Here is a 17,001-nt window from a genome sequence, read left to right on the forward strand (position 1 = left end):
CACCGTGGTGGGACCGGATGGCGAAGAAATCTTCTGTGATGAACACGGGCGGGTGAAAGTCCACTTTCCATGGGACCGTTATTCCAACGGCGATGACAAAAGCAGCTGCTGGATACGGGTGGCCCAAGGCTGGGCAGGCAGCCAATACGGCATGATGGCCATTCCCCGCATTGGCCATGAAGTGATTGTGTCCTTCTTACACGGTGACCCGGACCAACCGATTATCACCGGCCGCACGTATCACGCGACCAATGTGCCGCCTTATACCTTGCCCGCTAACAAAACCAAGACGGTTTGGCGGAGCGAGAGTCACCAAGGCGAGGGTTACAACGAGCTCACGTTCGAAGACCAATCGGGCAGTGAGCAAGTGTATTTACACGCGCAAAAAGACTGGCACACCGAGGTAGAAAACGACCGCGTGACCGAGATAGGTCATGACAACCACCATCAGGTCCACAACGACCAATTTCATCGTGTGATGGGCAATGCGCATCATACCGTGGAGGGAGAGAGTCGCCAGTACACCCAACAAGATCAAACTCTGATTGTTGACGGCTCGCTGCATGTCAAAGCTGGCCAAGTGTGGGTGAATGACGCCAGTAACGAAATTCACATCAAAGCCGGTCAAAAAGCAGTGATTGAGGCGGGAAGTAGCATCACGGTCAAAGCCGGCGGCAGTTTTGTCAGCATTGATGGCGGCGGTGTTCATCTTGTGGGCCCTGCGATTAACCTCAACTCAGGCGGCAGCCCCGGTGCCGGCAGTGGCTATGCCGGTAAAATCGCCGCCCTACCGTTTGGGGTGGAGTCGCCAGAGAGTCCTGATCCTTTACCCCTGCAGCTTTCGCCTGCGACCTTAAAAGTGGCATCGGTGGCAAACCTTCCTGTGCTGAAATTGTGTCAACGACAATTCGATGGTTCATGCCCTCGCGAAGATTGTCCGTGTTTGCAGGAAGAGGGATAAGTGTATGACAACGCATTATTGGCTTCTCGTTGATGCAGTCAGGATCTGTGATGCCGCGCAACTGATTCAAGAACACTTTAGTGTCGTGCAAATACTGCCCTTATATGCAGGCACTCCCTTTGATTATCTGCTTGAGCAAAGCCCTTATTTGGTGAATATGGGACCGGATATCGCTAACGTCGAGACATGGCGCACACTGCCTTATTTTGATACCAGCTCGGTAATATTTGCAGTGGATGACAACATCTGTGCAGATGACTTTATTGCGCACTTACAAGAGATGTTGAAGATAGACGTTGCTGGCCAAGTTCTATGTTTGCGCTTTCAAAGCCAACGATTTTGGGATGCCGTTTTAGCACTAGCCAATACAGACGATATCGCGCAATGCTTGGGACCAAGCAAAGGGGTGTGTTGGTTTAACTCAGACGATGTGCCTGTGTGCCTATACAAGCCAAATCCATTTACGCCCGTGGAGGGCGAACAACAAGATTCCGTTTTTAAGCAGTGGGTGTGACATGAAAGAATACAAAATAACGAAAGGTGACTGCTTAAGTCTGATTGCTGAAAAGTTTGATGTTTCTACCGAGGACCTTCTCAAGCTGAACAGCACGCAAATCAAAGATCCCGATTTTATCTATGCTGGAGATACGCTAAAGATAGAGCTACCGGAACCTGCCAATACGGATACGTCTCGTACACCACTCACACCGCCACCCACGCAGCCGGCAACGGAAGAAGAGTGCCAGATCGCCGATTTTGTCGATGTTTTATACGTCCCCGCTCATCCTGAAACGGGTGAGAGATGCTGGTATGCCATCACACAAGAAGCCAAGGACCTTATCGAAGAAGAAAGCGGTCTGATGCGAGATGCGGTTGTTGAAGGTGACAACGAGGCAACACTGGCAAACATCAACAAGCTCGGTATCTTGTCCAAGTTTGCTACACGTCCTCATGAAGCGTTTATGGCTGAGGACGAACGGGAAGACTATAAGAGACTGCTTTATTTACGTTTAGTGGTTGAGCGTGATGTTTACAAACGTACTGATGATCCTAAGATGTTTTTAGTGGATGCGGCTAAAGATTTAGGGCTCAACCCGGACATACTAACTATGCGTGCTGACCGGCATAGCCACAGTTATTACGGCAGTGAATATCATGCAGCCGCGTCGATGGCGAGCAATCACCACACCACACTCTCTAACGCTATTATGGCGCGCCTAAAGGCTGCTGTACTAAATGCGATTGATGAGCGTACAAAAGAGCTCGAGGGCGCGGCAGAGAAGCGGGCGGGTAACGTAAACACTGATGATGGCACGCGATTTGTCTATCGACACGATCTTAAGTATTTCACGTCGAGACGAGAAGAAACAATAGAGCGTTATATTAATGACTACCAATATTCGTTGACACGGCAAGATCTCTACCAATCCCCACCTAGTCGAGCGAGCTATGTCTTACAGAGCGTCAGCGAAGATCCGAGTAAAGACAACCGTATTAACGCTGGTTTATCGTGGACGATTAAACAACTGAATAATCATGGCTTTGCCTGTAAAGAACAATGCTTAACCCAGCAACAGCTTGTGGGTGAAGACGGCGATATTTCAGCAGGGCCGCAAGTATTGTGTCGTCTGGGAGAGTCATGGCGGACGTCGCCTGAGCCGATATCAATCGATCAAATCGATACCATTAATAAACTCTATGAAGAGATCACTGGCTCTGCTGTCCTCAACAATAGCCTTGATGAAGAAAGCCTCGCTAACGATATCACCAAAGCGGCATGGGCGTATTATCCCGCTAAAGCCGTTATCCACCTTATGGATATTACCCTAGAGTCGCACAAAAACGCACTTAACCAAATTCTAGGACAAAGCGCAGGCACGCCACTTGATGAGTTATTTAACAAGCTTCTCACCATCAAATCTGTGGCTAAAGCACGAATTGCGCTATTAAGAAAGCTAGCACTGGCGAACGTTAACCAAGGGCCGAATGCATTGCCTTTCGTTTTTGCTGACGAGAAGAGCGAGGCGCTGCCTCCCACTTTGACGATGGTGTGGGACGATGATAAATATCGCCCCAAAAACAAGAGTACTAGCGCGTTTGCTAACGATGCTGGTTACAACGATATACAGCCAGTAGAATGTAGCCTTCTCTCCACAGGTAAGGTTTTTTATCTGCGTGGTCCTGAGTGGTATATGCCTAAGGATGAACAAGATGACTTCTACGCCAAGGCATGTAGGCATGTGGAGCCCATCACTCGTCGCATCACCTTTATCTCTCAACAAACCGAAAGCTCGAATATTATCGAGGCGAATAGCTTGGATGACGTGCTCGACGGCATAAAAAATAAAAAATTTACGATTAACCTTCTCCCCCTAAAAGCCGAATCTAAATTTGATACTGTCTTTTGGCAAGACAGTTACCATATACAGGGTGGCCAAGTGGAGGGGATAAACGAACCCGCCTATTCTGCCGACGCCGGCGCACAATTTTTACGTTTTACATCTGCGGCCCAAGGCGATGTTGCTCTAAATCAGCCCTTAGCAAGCTACAAAGGGCAGCTTGAAAACCCTCAAAAAATGGGGGCGTCAGGCAATATCTCTGCATCATTAGGCGTGTTGCAAGGCCAAGTGAGTGTTTGTCTTTGGTTGCCCCAAAACGATAACAACAAAGCACTCGACGAAAAATCGACAGCTTCCGAAGTGACAGGGCATCCTGTGATGTTAGATTATGTCGATGAGAGTGGACGCACATTCCACTATGATGCTGGGAAACTAATGGCTCGCATCAGTGGTGCGCTATATGGGCTTGTCGGGGTGACATGCCAACTGGGGACCAGCATTACCGTAGGGCCAGCGGATTATGGAAAAGGCTTTGGCATTCGTGGCAGTGTTATCAAGCATGACGATCCTAATATCTACCGAAACGCCACCGAAAATCTGACCGAAAAAACGGAGAAAAAGCTCCAAAGTAGCCTAGTGGCGACTCAGGCCGAGGCAACAGTTGACGCCTTTATGGGCGTAGAAGTTGGCGGATCGCTCGGCTCGGACATCTATTGGATCCCTCCTAAGCAGAAAAAAGCCAAGCCGTTAGGTAAAATTAACGGGCAACTGTCTGCGGCTTATGGGCTTGGCGCGCACCGAGACTTCAGCATCGTTTTTCAAGGTGGTGTGCTGATACTAAAAGCGTCTGGCGGTGTTGTAATGGGACCAGGCTGCCGAGGCACCTTTGCTATCGAGGTTCATTCTGCCAATGCCGATGATTTTATCGACTGTTTGCTGGGGGTACTTAAGCGTAGTAACTTCCGCCGCCTTTCTGTGTTTGGTGAGGTGGATGAAAACGGCGTGAATGACACCTTTAATATACTAAATGATCTGGCAACCCTCGCAGTGGGTTTAGGGTTATCGTTTTCCAAGGTATTATTGTTGCCTCCCAACTTAATTGAGGCATACAAGAAGGATGTTACAAGTAAAGAATATGCGCCGTTCTTGGCGAAACAGCTGACGGATGACCGTAGTGTTCAATCATCAAAGAAATGGATTTTGAATATTCCGACTTCGTCACTATCTAATCTTTTGAATGCGTTATTAAAACAGCAAACAACAGCTACTTCAGAAGGAAGCGCCAAGTCTACAAATCAACGCCAAGCACAGGCAATTTTAAACATCATGAGCTGGCTAAGTAACGATCAAACTAACCAAAATGAACATGGTCCTTTTGCCAGTCAGCGGCAGTGGAAAGAAGCCTTGATTGAGATGGCTGACCTACACGCAGGAGCCGATAAACCTCAACAGTGGGAAGCATTCAGAAAGAGCTGGTATAAAATAGCAATATTCGTAGTCAGAGCAACAGCTGGCGGACGAAGTGTAAGCATGATGCGTAATAGCTTTGATGAATCCTCCAAAGCTTTGTGTAATACGATGGTGCTAACCAATTACACCAAAACAGACAATACAAGACGACTAGGTCCAGTTGCTAATATAGAATATCGTGCCTATGCGCGTTCGGTGGTGGCCAATGCTAGCATTAGGCGAGCTGAAGAAATAAAAATTAAAAACGATGAAGGCAATAACTACATTAAGTTAGTACCCGAAGAAAACGAAAAGATCATTGATTGGAGTCTTAAAGATGTCGGTTTATAAAAATCTTATAAAAATCTCTTTTTTGCTATTTATAGTAATAGCTATTAGTGCTTGTAAGGAAAAAGAAAAGGCGATCAACCCTGAAGATGACATCCCTTTATTCAAAGAGTTCATTGAGGAAAACATTAATAAAGTTGCCGATGATCCTTATATATCGAGTACAGTAAAGCCTGATGATGAGATGTATGAAGTGATGTTAAAGCTACAACGGGGTATACCTTGGAGTGATAGCCGAGAAGAAGAATTCAATCGCCTTATCGAAAAAGGTAATACTCAGGCCACAATTTTACATGCTAGGATGGCGATTATAAACATTTTGGAACGCAGCTTGGCAATCTCACGACTGGCTAAGGCAATGAGCGAAGGTAATCCTTATGCAGCGTATTGGCTATCAAACAAAAGTAGCATATGCCTTTCATACATAGGCTCAAAAAATTTGGGGAATAAAGTTGCTAAAGATCTTGGCTTAGACACCTCTTACGAAAATAAATATTGCACCGAGGAAATCTATCAAAAAGCGGTCGAGGGCTTTAAAAAACTTGCAGCGGAAGGCGATCTGCGCGCTCAGTACTTTTTATTAAAAGATAAAGGCCTCGATACATCAGTAGAAAAACGTGAAGAATACATTAGGGAAGTAATTAGATTTGCAGAATTTCACTATTATAGGCCTCTAATAGATTACTACTTTAATATAACTAAAGTAGAAGATGGAAAGACAGTTTTTTACTCGCCTAGATCAGAGGTTCAGGTGAAAAAATTGCTAAAAATAGCAGCTAATAATAACTACATTCCGGCTTTTGTTTTTTTGATTGATAAAAACACTCCGAAAGATGATTTTCTTTATAATAGATTAAAAATGCTTGGGGCATGGCATTATTTTTGGTCTAGACCTTATTATAAGGAAAAATCTTTGAGTCCAAAGGAACAATATTGTGATGCCAAACTATACAAGTCTATTTTCGGTGATCGATTTTTTGGTGGGAGTTATGAAGGAAAAATAGATATGAGTAATCTAAACTGTAATATTAGTGAACAATTGAATAGCATCGAATCAATGATTTACATTGACTACTTTACTAAAAGTGATGACTGGAGTAGAGGCTACTAATATATTTATACTTTACTACTTCTATTACATTTAGACATAAGCTTCATACTGCTTTTATATCTCGTCCAGTGAGTGATAAAACACTCGCTGGGCGGTAGCATTCCTTTGCTTTAAAACGTTATGGTATCTGTCAGCCTAGATACGACTACCCGCTGGACACAGCCCTATGATGCGTCATAAAACGATTATCCAAGTTATACTTTTAAGCTTATCGATAAATGTCCTTACCGGTTGCAAAGAAAAGGCGATCAACCCTGAAGATGATATTCCTTTATTTAAAGACTTCATTGAGGAGAATATTGATAAAGTTGCCGATGATCCTTACATATCAAGCACGCTCAGGCCTGATGATGAAATGTATGAAGTGATGTTAAAGTTGCAACGGGGTTAGGGCGAGATTACGTATGCTCAAATTTCAGTCAACCCTTTGATTCCGGCCAGTATAACTTGCTCTAAATAAGCAACATTCATCGATGCCATCTTCTGCTTGCGTCTAATACTTGCCTTTTTGCTGGTCTCTAACCGAAGCATATTAAGAGCCATGTGACGCACGCCAGCGAGAATCTCCGCCGCATGACCACGATAAATTTGGCACGCATCCTCATTCATGGTCACATCGAGAACCCAGTGGAGTCGGTTTTCTATCTCCCAATGACCGCGAACTGCCTCGGCAAATCGTTCCGGTGTCAGTGTCGCTGAACTAATGTAGTAGCGATATTCCAGTGATTCTTCCCCCTTTGAGTCTATGCGATAGCTGATAGCAACACCGACCGTTTGAAGCGCTTGCCAATCCGGGAAATCTATTGCCAGTTTCTTCGCTGGCATGACGTAATATTCGCGTGCTTCGATGCGTCCATGCCCGTGCTCAATGTCGCATTCTGGGCTTATTTTAACTAACGGTGCCAGGGCTTTTTGAACCGCTTTCTCCAAGCTTTTTTGATTGCCTTTGACTGCGAGTAAATAGTCACCACCTTGCTCAACAACTTGCTTGGCGATACCTGTTTGGCAACCCATAGCATCGATGGAAACCAAGCATCCCTTGATGTCCAACAGGTTGATGAGTTCGGGTATCGCTGTGATTTCATTCGACTTGTCTTGAGTCTTAACCTGGCCCATTACCACACCATTCGCTGTCGCAAAGGCACTGACCATGTGGAGCGTGGATTGCCTATCTTCTCGGTTATAGGAGCTACGGAGCACCTTCCCGTCGATAGCAATCAGAGCGCCGTTAGCGTGCACGTTGACGGCCTGCATCCATTTCAAAAAACAGTCCTGAAACTGGTCAGGTTCGATGGAAGAAACCACTCTGGCAATCGTGTCATGAACGGGAATGCCTTGAAGGAACAGGCCTTTATCTTGCAGCCAATCAAGGTGTGCTTCGCCAAAGTCTTCAATGTCTTCCCATCCCTCCATGCCAGCAATGGTGGCGCACACCGTTAGGAATAAGATATCGAACAAAGGGTACGAAATTTTGGCTGATTGTCGTGTGTCTTGGATAACAGAAAAGTACTGAGAAAAAGCATCGATGGACATCGTGAACTCCCGTCAAAAAGGGAGTATATGATCACAGCGATAAGTGATCGTCAAACTGATCTACTTTGCTCAAAATTCGTTCGTGATCTTGCCCTGGGAGTAGGGGTTAATAATATATTTTAATTTTACCACTTATATTACATTTAGATATAAGATTAATACTGCTTATATATCCCGTACAGTGAGTGATACAATACTCGCTGGGCGGTATCGTCGGTTATTCTTGAAATACAGTCGAATTACTCAGTGAGCAGTAATGGTAGGTAACTCGAAGCAACTTCTTGCCTCGCCGAGCAAAAACTTGCTTGTGGCGTGCAAAAAATTGGTCAGTGAGAGAGTAAAGTACTGAATTTTAGGGCTAAAAAAGCTGGCATGCATTTCGCTTTATGGGATGGCGAACAGAGGCACCGACTGGACAGCCTCTTCCATTAATTAGAAAGGAGCGATTATGCCAACGCCATGTTATATCTCGATTGAAGGTGAAACTCAGGGTTTGATTACTGCCGGTGCCTGCACTGCGGATTCTATCGGTGATGCTTTTGTTGAAGGCCACGAAGACGAGATGCTGGTACAACAGTTTGACCACAATGTGACCGTACCGACTGACCCTCAGTCAGGTCAGCCATCAGGCCAACGTGTGCACAAGCCGTTTAAATTCACCGTTGCGCTCAACAAAGCGGTGCCGTTGCTTTATAACGCACTGGCGTCAGGTGAGAAGATGTCAACGGTTGAGCTGAAGTGGTACCGCACGTCGATTGAAGGTAAACAAGAAAACTTCTTTACCACCAAACTGGAAAGCGCCTCGATTGTGGACATTCACTGCGAGATGCCTCATTGCCAAGACCCGGCGAAGTCAGACTTTACGCAGAACCTGACGGTGTCGATGTCTTACCGCAAAATCACGTGGGATCACGTCAACGCAGGCACCTCAGGCTCAGACGACTGGCGTAAGCCTATCGAAGCCTAAGGGCATAGAGTTGAAGCGCTGGCTTGGAGCTGGCGCTTTATCACTTGTGTAGCACGCTTTCACTGGTCAAGGATTGCTACACAAGTGTTCACTTTGGTTGAAACAAGATTTAGGAGACATCATGGCTAGGTTGCGGTTTGAATTTAACGTTGAGGGGCTCGATCCTGAAACGTTCGTCGTAAGAGAATTTCAAGGCCATGAGTCCCTCTCTAGTGCCGAGTTTGACCAGCAAACCTGTAACGGTTTTCGTTATAATATTGCTTTAGCAAGCCGTGATTCCTCCCTAACACCGGAACAATTGGTAGATTGTAAAGGCACCTTGCTGTTGTACCGTAATGGGGTTTGTGAACGCAAAATTTGCGGTGTGATCAACCAGTTTTCGCAAAGCGATATCGGCCATCATCACACATACTATGATGTGCAGATGGTGCCCGAGTTGGCACGCCTTTCTTTGCGTCAAAACAGTCGTATTTTTCAACACCAAACGGTGCCGCAGATTATATCCATCTTTCTCCAAGAAATGGATATCTCGGATGTTGGCTTTGGATTGACAAAAGACTACGCGGAGCGTGAGTTCTGTGTGCAATATCGCGAGACCGATCTCGCCTTTTTAGAGCGTATTGCGGCAGAGGAAGGCTTAATCTATTGCTTTGTTTGGCAGGACGATAAACAGCTTTTGTATATCACAGATGCGCCTTCTGCACTGCCCTCGCTAGAAACGCCCATCGCCCATAATGCACTCTCGGGGGCGGTGATTGATGCGCCATTTATCAGTCATATTGAAAAGCACACGCGCGTTGTTCCTTCCTCGTCCGTGATGAAGGACTATAGCTTCAAAAAGCCGGCTTATAGTTTCCTGCAGCATAACGCGGTATCGGGAATAGACTATCAGCGCCAAGATTATGAGGTGTACGACTTCCCCGGACGTTTTAAAGACGATGCGCAAGGGCAGCACTTAAGTCAGGTCCGCAAAGAGTTTTTGGTTCGCGAACAAGTGACAGCGATAGGTAAAAGTAACCATATGCACATGCAAGCGGGCTATGGGTTTGAGCTACAGGATCATCTTAATCGCGAGATGAATCAATGGTGGCAAGTGGTGCGTATTCAGCACCGTGGTACGCAGCCACAAGCCCTTGAAGAAGAGGGTGGACAGGGTGCGACCACCTATGCGAACCAGTTTATGGTTATTCCGGCCACCACCCCTTGGCGGGCGACCCCGCAGCCCAAGCCTCAGGTGGATGGCCCTCTTATTGGTATGATTGTGGGCCCAGAAGGCGAAGAAATCTTTTGTGATGAACACGGGCGGGTGAAAGTCCACTTCCCGTGGGACCGTTATTCCAACGGCGATGACAAAAGCAGCTGCTGGATACGGGTGGCGCAAGGCTGGGCGGGTAGCCAATACGGCATGATGGCGATTCCCCGCATTGGCCATGAAGTGATAGTGTCCTTCTTACACGGTGACCCGGACCAACCGATTATCACCGGCCGCACGTATCATGCGACCAATGTGCCGCCTTATACCTTACCAGCACACAAAACCAAGACGGTTTGGCGCAGCGAGAGCCACCAAGGCGAGGGCTACAACGAGCTCACGTTTGAAGACCAATCTGGCAGTGAGCAAGTGTATTTACACGCTCAGAAAGATTGGGAAACACGGGTTGAGAATGATGCGATCACACAGGTGCGCCACGATCAGCACAAAAAAATTGATAATGATGCGGTCTCAAAAGTGGGTGGCGATAGCCATTTGACCGTCGAGAAACAGCACCGCTCGCGCATCAAAAAAGATGCGACCCTAGAAGTTGGTGGCAGTATTCATGAAAAAATTAACAATCGCTTTGCCGCGGCGGCAGGACGTGAGGTTCATCTCAAAGCAGGGACAAACGTCGTGCTTGATGCCGGTACTGAGATTACCGTATCCGCCGGTGGTAGTGTGATGAAAGTCGACGCAGCGGGCGTCCACCTGATTGGTCCAGCAATTAACTTAAATGCTGGAGGCAGTGCAGGGAGCGGCTCAGGCTATCAAGGTAAGTCGCCAACATCGCCTCGCCCCGCGTATAAGCCAGAATAGTTAACGAAATAAAGAGTTGAGGATTCGTATGCCAAAAGCTGCACTTGTCGGCCATATTGGGACAGCCCATGATGGTTTCCCGCCGACACCGATTACCGCAGGATCATCGACAGTTAAAATCGATGGTATTCCCGCGGTGCGTAAAGGTGATCCGTTGGCCCCTCACAGTAAACCCAAACACCCGCCACATGGGCGGGCCGTGAATGGGGGATCCGGTAGTGTCATGATTGACGGCAAGCCGGCCGCTCGTATTGGCGATGCGGTAAGTTGTGGTGGGGTGATTGCAGGAGGTTCAAGTGTCAATATTGGTTAATAAATCAACACTTAGAGCGAGTCTGCTGGGCTGCTTTCTGGCGGTTAGTAGTCATAGCTGGGCTGAACAGGTTGAAGTAGAAGCGACGCCTTTTGCCACCATCGAACCGGTTGAGAAAATCGCCGACGATTATGACATTGAGGCTATGACGCCGCAGGCGCTGTTTGAACATGGACGCTTATCGCGTGCGCAATTTCATTACCAGCGTGCGGAAAAATATCTTAAAGCCGCTGCGGATGAGGGGATTGCCCCTGCAGCGTATTTATATGCTGTGTTGCTGAGTGATGATGCGCAAAAGCTTGAGTATTCTCAAAAAGCACAGGATTATCTGACTCAAGCGGCGAAAGCGAATTACATTCCGGCCATGAAGTTACTGGTCGAAGAAGGGACTTGGTTGTCGGCCACTCACCGGATTATTTGGCGACATAAGTACGAAGAAGTCTTGCACGCTTGGTATGACGAGGCGCCAGAAGAAGCCGCTTTTAGTCTGTATGAATATTTACATCCTACCGATAAAGACAAAGCAGAAGCCTATTTAGATGAAGCGATCGCCGCGAATGATGTCGACGCTTTGCTTCACAAAGCGTCGCAAATCGAGCTGGGGCAGCGAGGCTTTTTCCTGTTTCCAAGCTCTCGACTTGATGCTGCCGCTGAAGTGAAAAAGCAGATTGCCAATGCGGGCGGCATTCCTGGCACCAAAAGCTTATATCGTGATTTTATCCGTCGTGGTGAGAGTCCCAAAGCGGTTGAGTGGAGAAAAAAAGCCATCGAGCAAGGTGACTTGATGTCGTTAGCGGCGCTGGGGCGTTATTACACCACCTACTATGAGCCCGCTGACGAGGAATACATCGAGGGTTTGGTCTATTTATCTGCGTATCTTGATGTTGTCGGGCAAGGTAAATTTAAAGAGCTCCGTCAGCAAGCCATGGACCAGTTTGAGTTGGCATCTTCTCGCGTGTCGGCAGAGCAAATCCAAGATATTGAAGAAAAAGCAGCGGCGCTGAGAAAGGCAAACACGTTTTACCATTATGACCGTTACTGGCAGAGAACTGCTGCCAACGTTGTAGCGGATAAGCCTGCAAGCTAGTCGATAAGGGACAATATGGTTGGGATCGAGTCACGCCTGCTCGATTCGGTTCCGGCCATTTCTCTTTGCTTTATAAAGTGCGGTATCCGCGCGTTGAATGATAGTGTCTTGTGTATCGTGTGACACAAAATGGGTGTAACCGATACTGATGGTGCAACGTATCGTTTGCCCATCCACATGGATGACTTCGGCGTGAACGCGCTCGACGAGACGTTGGAGTACCACTTTCGCGCCGTCTATATCGGTCTCCGGTAGCACACATAAAAACTCTTCCCCGCCCCAGCGACCATATATGTCGTTGGTTCGCGATTCTTCCCTGACAATATTCCCAAAGCGCTGTAGCGCGATATCACCAGCTCGGTGACCATAGGTGTCATTGAGATTCTTGAAATGGTCAAAGTCGACGACTGCCAGTGTCAGTGGGTTTTTGTAACGTTCACATCGTGCCAGCTCCTTGGTCAGTGCATTAGTCAGATAGTGGCGATTGTAGAGCTGGGTGAGCGAGTCAGTATTGGCTTGGATCTCAAGCAGTTGCTGTGCATGTTCTAATGCTTCCCAATCACGTAGTCGCGCTAGCTCATGACCCACCCATTCAGCAAATAGTCTCAACAGTTCGAAATCTTGTGGAATAAAGGGTCGAGTGGGCTCTGGGCTAGAAAAATTCAGGGTGCCATAGCGCTCCCCATCAATAAAAATGGGGGCGCCAATATAAGCTTCTAAACCAAAATGTTGGTAACAGGGATGTGAGCGGATGTCACTGGCGCCAACATGATGAAAGCCTTTGACCTCATTGGCTTGATAGACATGACTACAATAGGTGGTTTGTAAATCAAATACCTGACCGGCTTGGAGCGCACATTCGGGATGAATGGCTTGTTGGACGGTATAGCGTTGACCGACGATTTGGCTAAGAATGCCAATGGGTAGCCCGAAGTGTTTGCAGCCCAGCGATAAAATGCGCTCCACACGTTTGCTAAAGTCGAGATTACGCGCTGACGTAATGGAATGCAGTTGGCTGAGCGCTGATTCTACTTCAACGCGTGTGCTGATATCTTGGATAAAGGCCACGTACATAATAACGTCTTGGTTATCATCGCACACTGGACCACCGTGAGTTTCTCCCAGAAATACATGACCATCGGCGGTTTTGTATCTTACTACATAAGCATTGTGATAATAGGGCTCCGCCTCGGGATTAAAGCGTTCACGCCCCTTAGCATCGAAGTCTTCTTGCTCGGCGTATAGCACTCGCGTGCTGGTATTTTTCACACTTTCCAGTGTACAACCAAACAGGGCTTCTGCTTCGGGATTTAAAAACTGGATGCGCCGTTGCGTGTCGGCTATTACAACGGCGGTATCTAGATTACGAAACAGCGAGGGCAGTATCGTCTCAACGTCTTTATGATGTTCAATTGCCTTGCTCACAACTGGGCTCTATACGTCTGCCGGAAATAGCTTAAGCGTAGTACAAAACCCAGTGCTTGTTCGTGTTATTGATGGATTTGTTACTTGGTGTTGATCTCAATACGTTCTGCCATCGACATGGCGATGTTATTGTCGTAATACGCGGCTTCATTAATAAAATGTGGGTACGCTACATAGTCGCCTTGCCATGTTTGCTCACTGCCATCAAACAAGATAAAGAGTGGATCTCCCGGATTCACCGGAACAAAGTCTTTGTCTTGCACATGTTGATGCACCATACCAATACGTTCTCCAGATGCATCCTGAGGCAAGTGCAGTGTTTCTGTGTAACGGAATCCAGTGATCTTTTCCGGCAACTCAGGCACTTGGTCAATGTTAAATAAATGAACAAAGTCAAGAATATGCGTGGTCATTTCATGCATCGATTCCATCACATCATGGCGCAGCACCGATTGAGGTTGGGGGCCAATTTCAACGATCACACCTTGTTTGGCTACCGAGCACAAGAAGGCTTGCTGAATGGGCTCTATATGATCTTCGACTAAGATAACTGCATCGGGCATGCGTTCACTGACATAGGCAGCAAGCTGAGTATTAAAGGTATCTAGGGTCAATAAAATTAGCGTCGGGCCCATATTGCTGGTGGTATTATGCAAATCAATAATTAAATCTACTCGCGGATCGCCTTTGGGGCCGAGTTGCTGGTTGAGTACCTTGGCTCTGCTCTGCTCATAGTTAGCAAGTGATTGATCAGCGAGTAACTTGGGATCAAATTGCCGATTAAGGTCACAATCGAGATAGCGCTTGTTGGCTTGATATGCGCAGGGATTTGCGAAAAATAACTCAGTAGAAAAACTGCTTCGTGTGACCGTCTCGCTATTCTGCTGCCACTGTTTAAGTGCGTAGATGCCACTGAATTCATTGCCATGGGTGCCACCAACAATCGCGACCTGACTAAAAATGCTCATTGATACTCCTTGTGGGCTGATCAAACGGTATCCGTTGTATATCACTTAAGCGTATCACTGCCAGCGAAATAAGTTAACAGAATAAATTGTCTTTTATTTTGCGTTTTTATTCACTCTGACATAGCTGTTTCCAGCAACTATATTAACTATCAATTAATCTTGGATTCAGTTCACACTTCAGCAGTGTTGAACGGGGTAGGCTAGCGACGAAGACGGATAAGAGGTGATACATGAGTAAATTTCCTGAGAACTTCCTTTGGGGTGGCGCTGTGGCTGCGCATCAAGTGGAAGGCGGTTGGAACGCCGATGGCAAGGGGATAAGCATTGTCGATGTGTTGACCAAAGGTGAGCACGGTGTTCCCAGAAAGATGACCGATAACATTGAGGATGGCGAGGTGTATCCGAATCATCAAGCGGTTGACTTTTACCACCGATATCCGCAAGACATCGCTCTGTTCGCAGAAATGGGGTTTAAGTGTTTCCGAACCTCGATTGCATGGTCGCGGATCTTCCCAAACGGTGACGAATCCACACCGAATGAAGCCGGATTAGCGTTTTATGACCGCTTGATTGATAACTTGTTATCACAGGGAATCGAGCCGGTGATAACTCTGTCGCATTTTGAAATGCCTTATCACCTTGTGAAAGCGTATGGGGGCTGGGCCAACCGCAAAGTGGTGGACTGCTTTGTCCGTTTTTGTGAAACGGTATTCACGCGTTATCGCGATAAAGTCACCTACTGGATTACCTTTAACGAGATTAACAATCAGCTGAATTGGGACTATCCGCTGTTTGGCTATTGTAATTCAGGGGTCATTTTTACCGAACACGATCACCCCGAGCAGATGCTTTATCAGGTGCTGCACCATCAATTCGTGGCGAGTGCCAAAGTGGTCGCGCTGGGCCACGTCATTAACCCAGATTTTAAAATTGGCAGCATGATCCATATGATGCCGCTGTACCCGGCAACGTGCCATCCTGATGATCTACTGGCATCTCAACGTGCGATGCGAGATAAATATTTATGCAGCGACGTGCAGGTTAGGGGTCACTATCCTCATTACATCTGGCCACAATGGGCTGCAAAAGGGATTCAGGTCGCAATGGACGACGATGACGTGCAGATTCTAGAAAATGGCCGCGCGGATTTTCTGGCGATCAGTTACTACATGACCAACATTGTCGATGCCAACCCACCCGAGGAAGATGAAAATGCATTGTTCAGCGCCAGTCGTTTGAATCCGCACTTACCGGCTTCGGATTGGGGCTGGCAGATTGACCCTAAGGGTTTGCGCTACGCGCTGTCGGAGCTTTACGAACGTTACGAGAAACCGATTTTTGTGGTGGAAAATGGTTTAGGTGCGCTGGATACGATGGAGGCATCGGGCGAGATTAATGATTATTATCGTATCAGCTACTTATCACAACACATCGAGGCCTTGGGAGAGGCAATTTCGCAAGATGGGGTGGATGTCATTGGTTATACCCCGTGGGGCTGTATTGATTGTGTTTCGTTTACCACTGGAGAGTATCGCAAGCGTTATGGGTTTATTTATGTTGACCGTCATGACGATGGCAGTGGTGACTTTTCACGTCATCGCAAAAAGAGCTTTTACTGGTATCAAAGCGTGATTGCCAATAATGGCCTGACAAAATAGTAGTGACGGCAAAGGGACGCATGCGGCGTCCCTTTTTACTGTACTCGAGGCGTCTATCTCTGCGTGAGAAGGTTGTTATTGACTGGGCTGATAATCAAATTCGATAATTTCGCCGTATTCAATGCCTTGTTCGCGATACCCCACAATCGCTTCTATCACATTAAAGTGGGCGACAACGGCGATGGTTGAGTAGGTTTGATAGCTATCGAGCACGGCACTGACACGGCGGAGCAAGTTGGTTGCTGATTCATAGCCAGCGTTGGTGACTTCGTTGCCATTGGCAAATAGCTCGCGATACTCAAGCCAGCGTCTATCACGCTCTGAAAGGGGGATATAGCTACCTTTGACATCCGCTTGCCACTCGCGTAGGTCATGTTCCACAAACAACGGGTTTTGTAGCTGACGATTAAGGATTTCAGCGGTTTGTAATGCACGAGTGTAGGGCGAAGACAGAATAATCTCTGCTTGCTGTAAGCTAGGATGACTGGCCAAGGCCTGAATGTCAGGGATACACGCACGCTGCAAGGGGGCATAGTCTTTTTCCAACTGGCTCATTTGGCGCGCGTCTGCCAGTGAGTAATCGGTTTTTCCATGACGGATAAAAACGACTTTCATAGGGCTTCCTTTTCTTGAGTCGATAACAATTTATTATTCTGTTGCGCGGATGCGCTTATCGATGGGCATTGCAAAGGCAGCTGCCACACCATGATGTTGGCGTTGTAGCATACCGTCATCGTCCTGTCATGAATGTCGATGGCTAGTCATAAACGG

Annotated in this window: 14 protein-coding genes; 10 read left to right on the forward strand and 4 right to left on the reverse strand. The window is 47.2% G+C overall.

The window, feature by feature from the left end:
• From BZJ18_RS10415 to BZJ18_RS10435, 5 genes are all read left to right on the forward strand, one after another.
• On the forward strand, window positions 1-961 hold a 961-nt coding region (locus BZJ18_RS10415), incomplete at its 5' end, for a type VI secretion system Vgr family protein (RefSeq protein WP_131825278.1).
• Window positions 962-965: 4 nt separating this feature from the next.
• Window positions 966-1,475: a DUF4123 domain-containing protein gene (locus tag BZJ18_RS10420; RefSeq protein ID WP_158011276.1), complete on the forward strand. Its 510-nt coding sequence runs from the start codon at window positions 966-968 to the stop codon at window positions 1,473-1,475.
• A 1-nt stretch (window position 1,476) separates the two neighbouring features.
• On the forward strand, window positions 1,477-5,100 hold the full coding sequence (locus BZJ18_RS10425; protein WP_158011277.1) for a LysM peptidoglycan-binding domain-containing protein: 3,624 nt from the start codon (window positions 1,477-1,479) through the stop codon (window positions 5,098-5,100).
• On the forward strand, window positions 5,087-6,208 hold the full coding sequence (locus tag BZJ18_RS10430; RefSeq protein WP_077456553.1) for a hypothetical protein: 1,122 nt from the start codon (window positions 5,087-5,089) through the stop codon (window positions 6,206-6,208). Before BZJ18_RS10425 ends, BZJ18_RS10430 begins: the two co-directional genes overlap by 14 nt.
• Window positions 6,209-6,374: 166 nt before the next feature.
• Window positions 6,375-6,599 carry a hypothetical protein gene (locus BZJ18_RS10435; protein ID WP_077456555.1) on the forward strand — a complete coding sequence of 75 codons (225 nt, stop codon included), beginning with the start codon at window positions 6,375-6,377 and terminating at the stop codon, window positions 6,597-6,599.
• A gap of 17 nt (window positions 6,600-6,616) precedes the next feature.
• Here BZJ18_RS10435 and BZJ18_RS10440 read toward each other — a convergent pair whose 3' ends face one another.
• Window positions 6,617-7,741 (reverse strand): ISAs1 family transposase, encoded by a 1,125-nt coding sequence (locus tag BZJ18_RS10440; RefSeq protein ID WP_077456557.1) that lies wholly within the window; start codon window positions 7,739-7,741, stop codon window positions 6,617-6,619.
• A gap of 448 nt (window positions 7,742-8,189) precedes the next feature.
• Between BZJ18_RS10440 and hcp-2 the strand changes: the two genes are divergently transcribed.
• The 4 genes from hcp-2 (at window position 8,190) to BZJ18_RS10460 (ending at window position 12,179) form a co-directional block, all read left to right on the forward strand.
• Window positions 8,190-8,708, forward strand: coding sequence for a type VI secretion system effector Hcp-2 (gene hcp-2 / locus BZJ18_RS10445; protein WP_069590456.1), 519 nt, complete (start codon window positions 8,190-8,192; stop codon window positions 8,706-8,708).
• Between the two features lie 121 nt (window positions 8,709-8,829).
• Complete coding sequence (locus tag BZJ18_RS10450; RefSeq protein ID WP_077456559.1) at window positions 8,830-10,779, forward strand: type VI secretion system Vgr family protein; 1,950 nt, start codon at window positions 8,830-8,832, stop codon at window positions 10,777-10,779.
• Window positions 10,780-10,807: 28 nt separating this feature from the next.
• Complete coding sequence (locus BZJ18_RS10455) at window positions 10,808-11,092, forward strand: type VI secretion system PAAR protein (protein ID WP_069590453.1); 285 nt, start codon at window positions 10,808-10,810, stop codon at window positions 11,090-11,092.
• The gene (locus tag BZJ18_RS10460) at window positions 11,076-12,179 is read left to right on the forward strand and encodes a hypothetical protein (protein WP_077456561.1); all 1,104 of its coding nucleotides are present in this window, start codon (window positions 11,076-11,078) and stop codon (window positions 12,177-12,179) included. Before BZJ18_RS10455 ends, BZJ18_RS10460 begins: the two co-directional genes overlap by 17 nt.
• Window positions 12,180-12,209: 30 nt before the next feature.
• Here the strand turns inward: BZJ18_RS10460 and BZJ18_RS10465 are convergent, their stop codons facing one another.
• Entirely contained in the window at window positions 12,210-13,604 is a 1,395-nt protein-coding gene (locus BZJ18_RS10465) for a sensor domain-containing diguanylate cyclase (protein ID WP_077456563.1), read from the reverse strand.
• Between the two features lie 80 nt (window positions 13,605-13,684).
• On the reverse strand, window positions 13,685-14,572 hold the full coding sequence (locus BZJ18_RS10470) for an aspartoacylase (protein ID WP_069590448.1): 888 nt from the start codon (window positions 14,570-14,572) through the stop codon (window positions 13,685-13,687).
• A 230-nt stretch (window positions 14,573-14,802) separates the two neighbouring features.
• On the opposite strand from BZJ18_RS10470, the gene BZJ18_RS10475 reads away from it, so the two are divergent.
• Window positions 14,803-16,230: a 6-phospho-beta-glucosidase gene (locus BZJ18_RS10475; RefSeq protein ID WP_077456565.1), complete on the forward strand. Its 1,428-nt coding sequence runs from the start codon at window positions 14,803-14,805 to the stop codon at window positions 16,228-16,230.
• A 75-nt stretch (window positions 16,231-16,305) separates the two neighbouring features.
• On the opposite strand, the gene BZJ18_RS10480 is transcribed toward BZJ18_RS10475, so the two are convergent.
• Complete coding sequence (locus BZJ18_RS10480) at window positions 16,306-16,845, reverse strand: histidine phosphatase family protein (RefSeq protein WP_077456567.1); 540 nt, start codon at window positions 16,843-16,845, stop codon at window positions 16,306-16,308.
• Window positions 16,846-17,001 lie beyond the last annotated feature (156 nt).

The sequence above is a fragment of the Salinivibrio sp. IB872 genome (assembly GCF_001995345.1).
In the GTDB taxonomy this organism is placed as follows: Bacteria; Pseudomonadota; Gammaproteobacteria; order Enterobacterales; family Vibrionaceae; genus Salinivibrio; species Salinivibrio proteolyticus.

Excerpts from the sequence above, each read along its gene's own strand:
- BZJ18_RS10420 (WP_158011276.1), top strand. The coding sequence starts at position 966 with ATGACAACGCATTATTGGCTTCTCGTTGATGCAGTCAGGATCTGTGAT.
- BZJ18_RS10425 (WP_158011277.1), top strand. The coding sequence starts at position 1,477 with ATGAAAGAATACAAAATAACGAAAGGTGACTGCTTAAGTCTGATTGCT.
- BZJ18_RS10430 (WP_077456553.1), top strand. The coding sequence starts at position 5,087 with ATGTCGGTTTATAAAAATCTTATAAAAATCTCTTTTTTGCTATTTATA.
- BZJ18_RS10435 (WP_077456555.1), top strand. The coding sequence starts at position 6,375 with ATGATGCGTCATAAAACGATTATCCAAGTTATACTTTTAAGCTTATCG.
- BZJ18_RS10440 (WP_077456557.1), bottom strand. The coding sequence starts at position 7,741 with ATGTCCATCGATGCTTTTTCTCAGTACTTTTCTGTTATCCAAGACACA.
- hcp-2 (WP_069590456.1), top strand. The coding sequence starts at position 8,190 with ATGCCAACGCCATGTTATATCTCGATTGAAGGTGAAACTCAGGGTTTG.
- BZJ18_RS10450 (WP_077456559.1), top strand. The coding sequence starts at position 8,830 with ATGGCTAGGTTGCGGTTTGAATTTAACGTTGAGGGGCTCGATCCTGAA.
- BZJ18_RS10455 (WP_069590453.1), top strand. The coding sequence starts at position 10,808 with ATGCCAAAAGCTGCACTTGTCGGCCATATTGGGACAGCCCATGATGGT.
- BZJ18_RS10470 (WP_069590448.1), bottom strand. The coding sequence starts at position 14,572 with ATGAGCATTTTTAGTCAGGTCGCGATTGTTGGTGGCACCCATGGCAAT.
- BZJ18_RS10475 (WP_077456565.1), top strand. The coding sequence starts at position 14,803 with ATGAGTAAATTTCCTGAGAACTTCCTTTGGGGTGGCGCTGTGGCTGCG.
- BZJ18_RS10480 (WP_077456567.1), bottom strand. The coding sequence starts at position 16,845 with ATGAAAGTCGTTTTTATCCGTCATGGAAAAACCGATTACTCACTGGCA.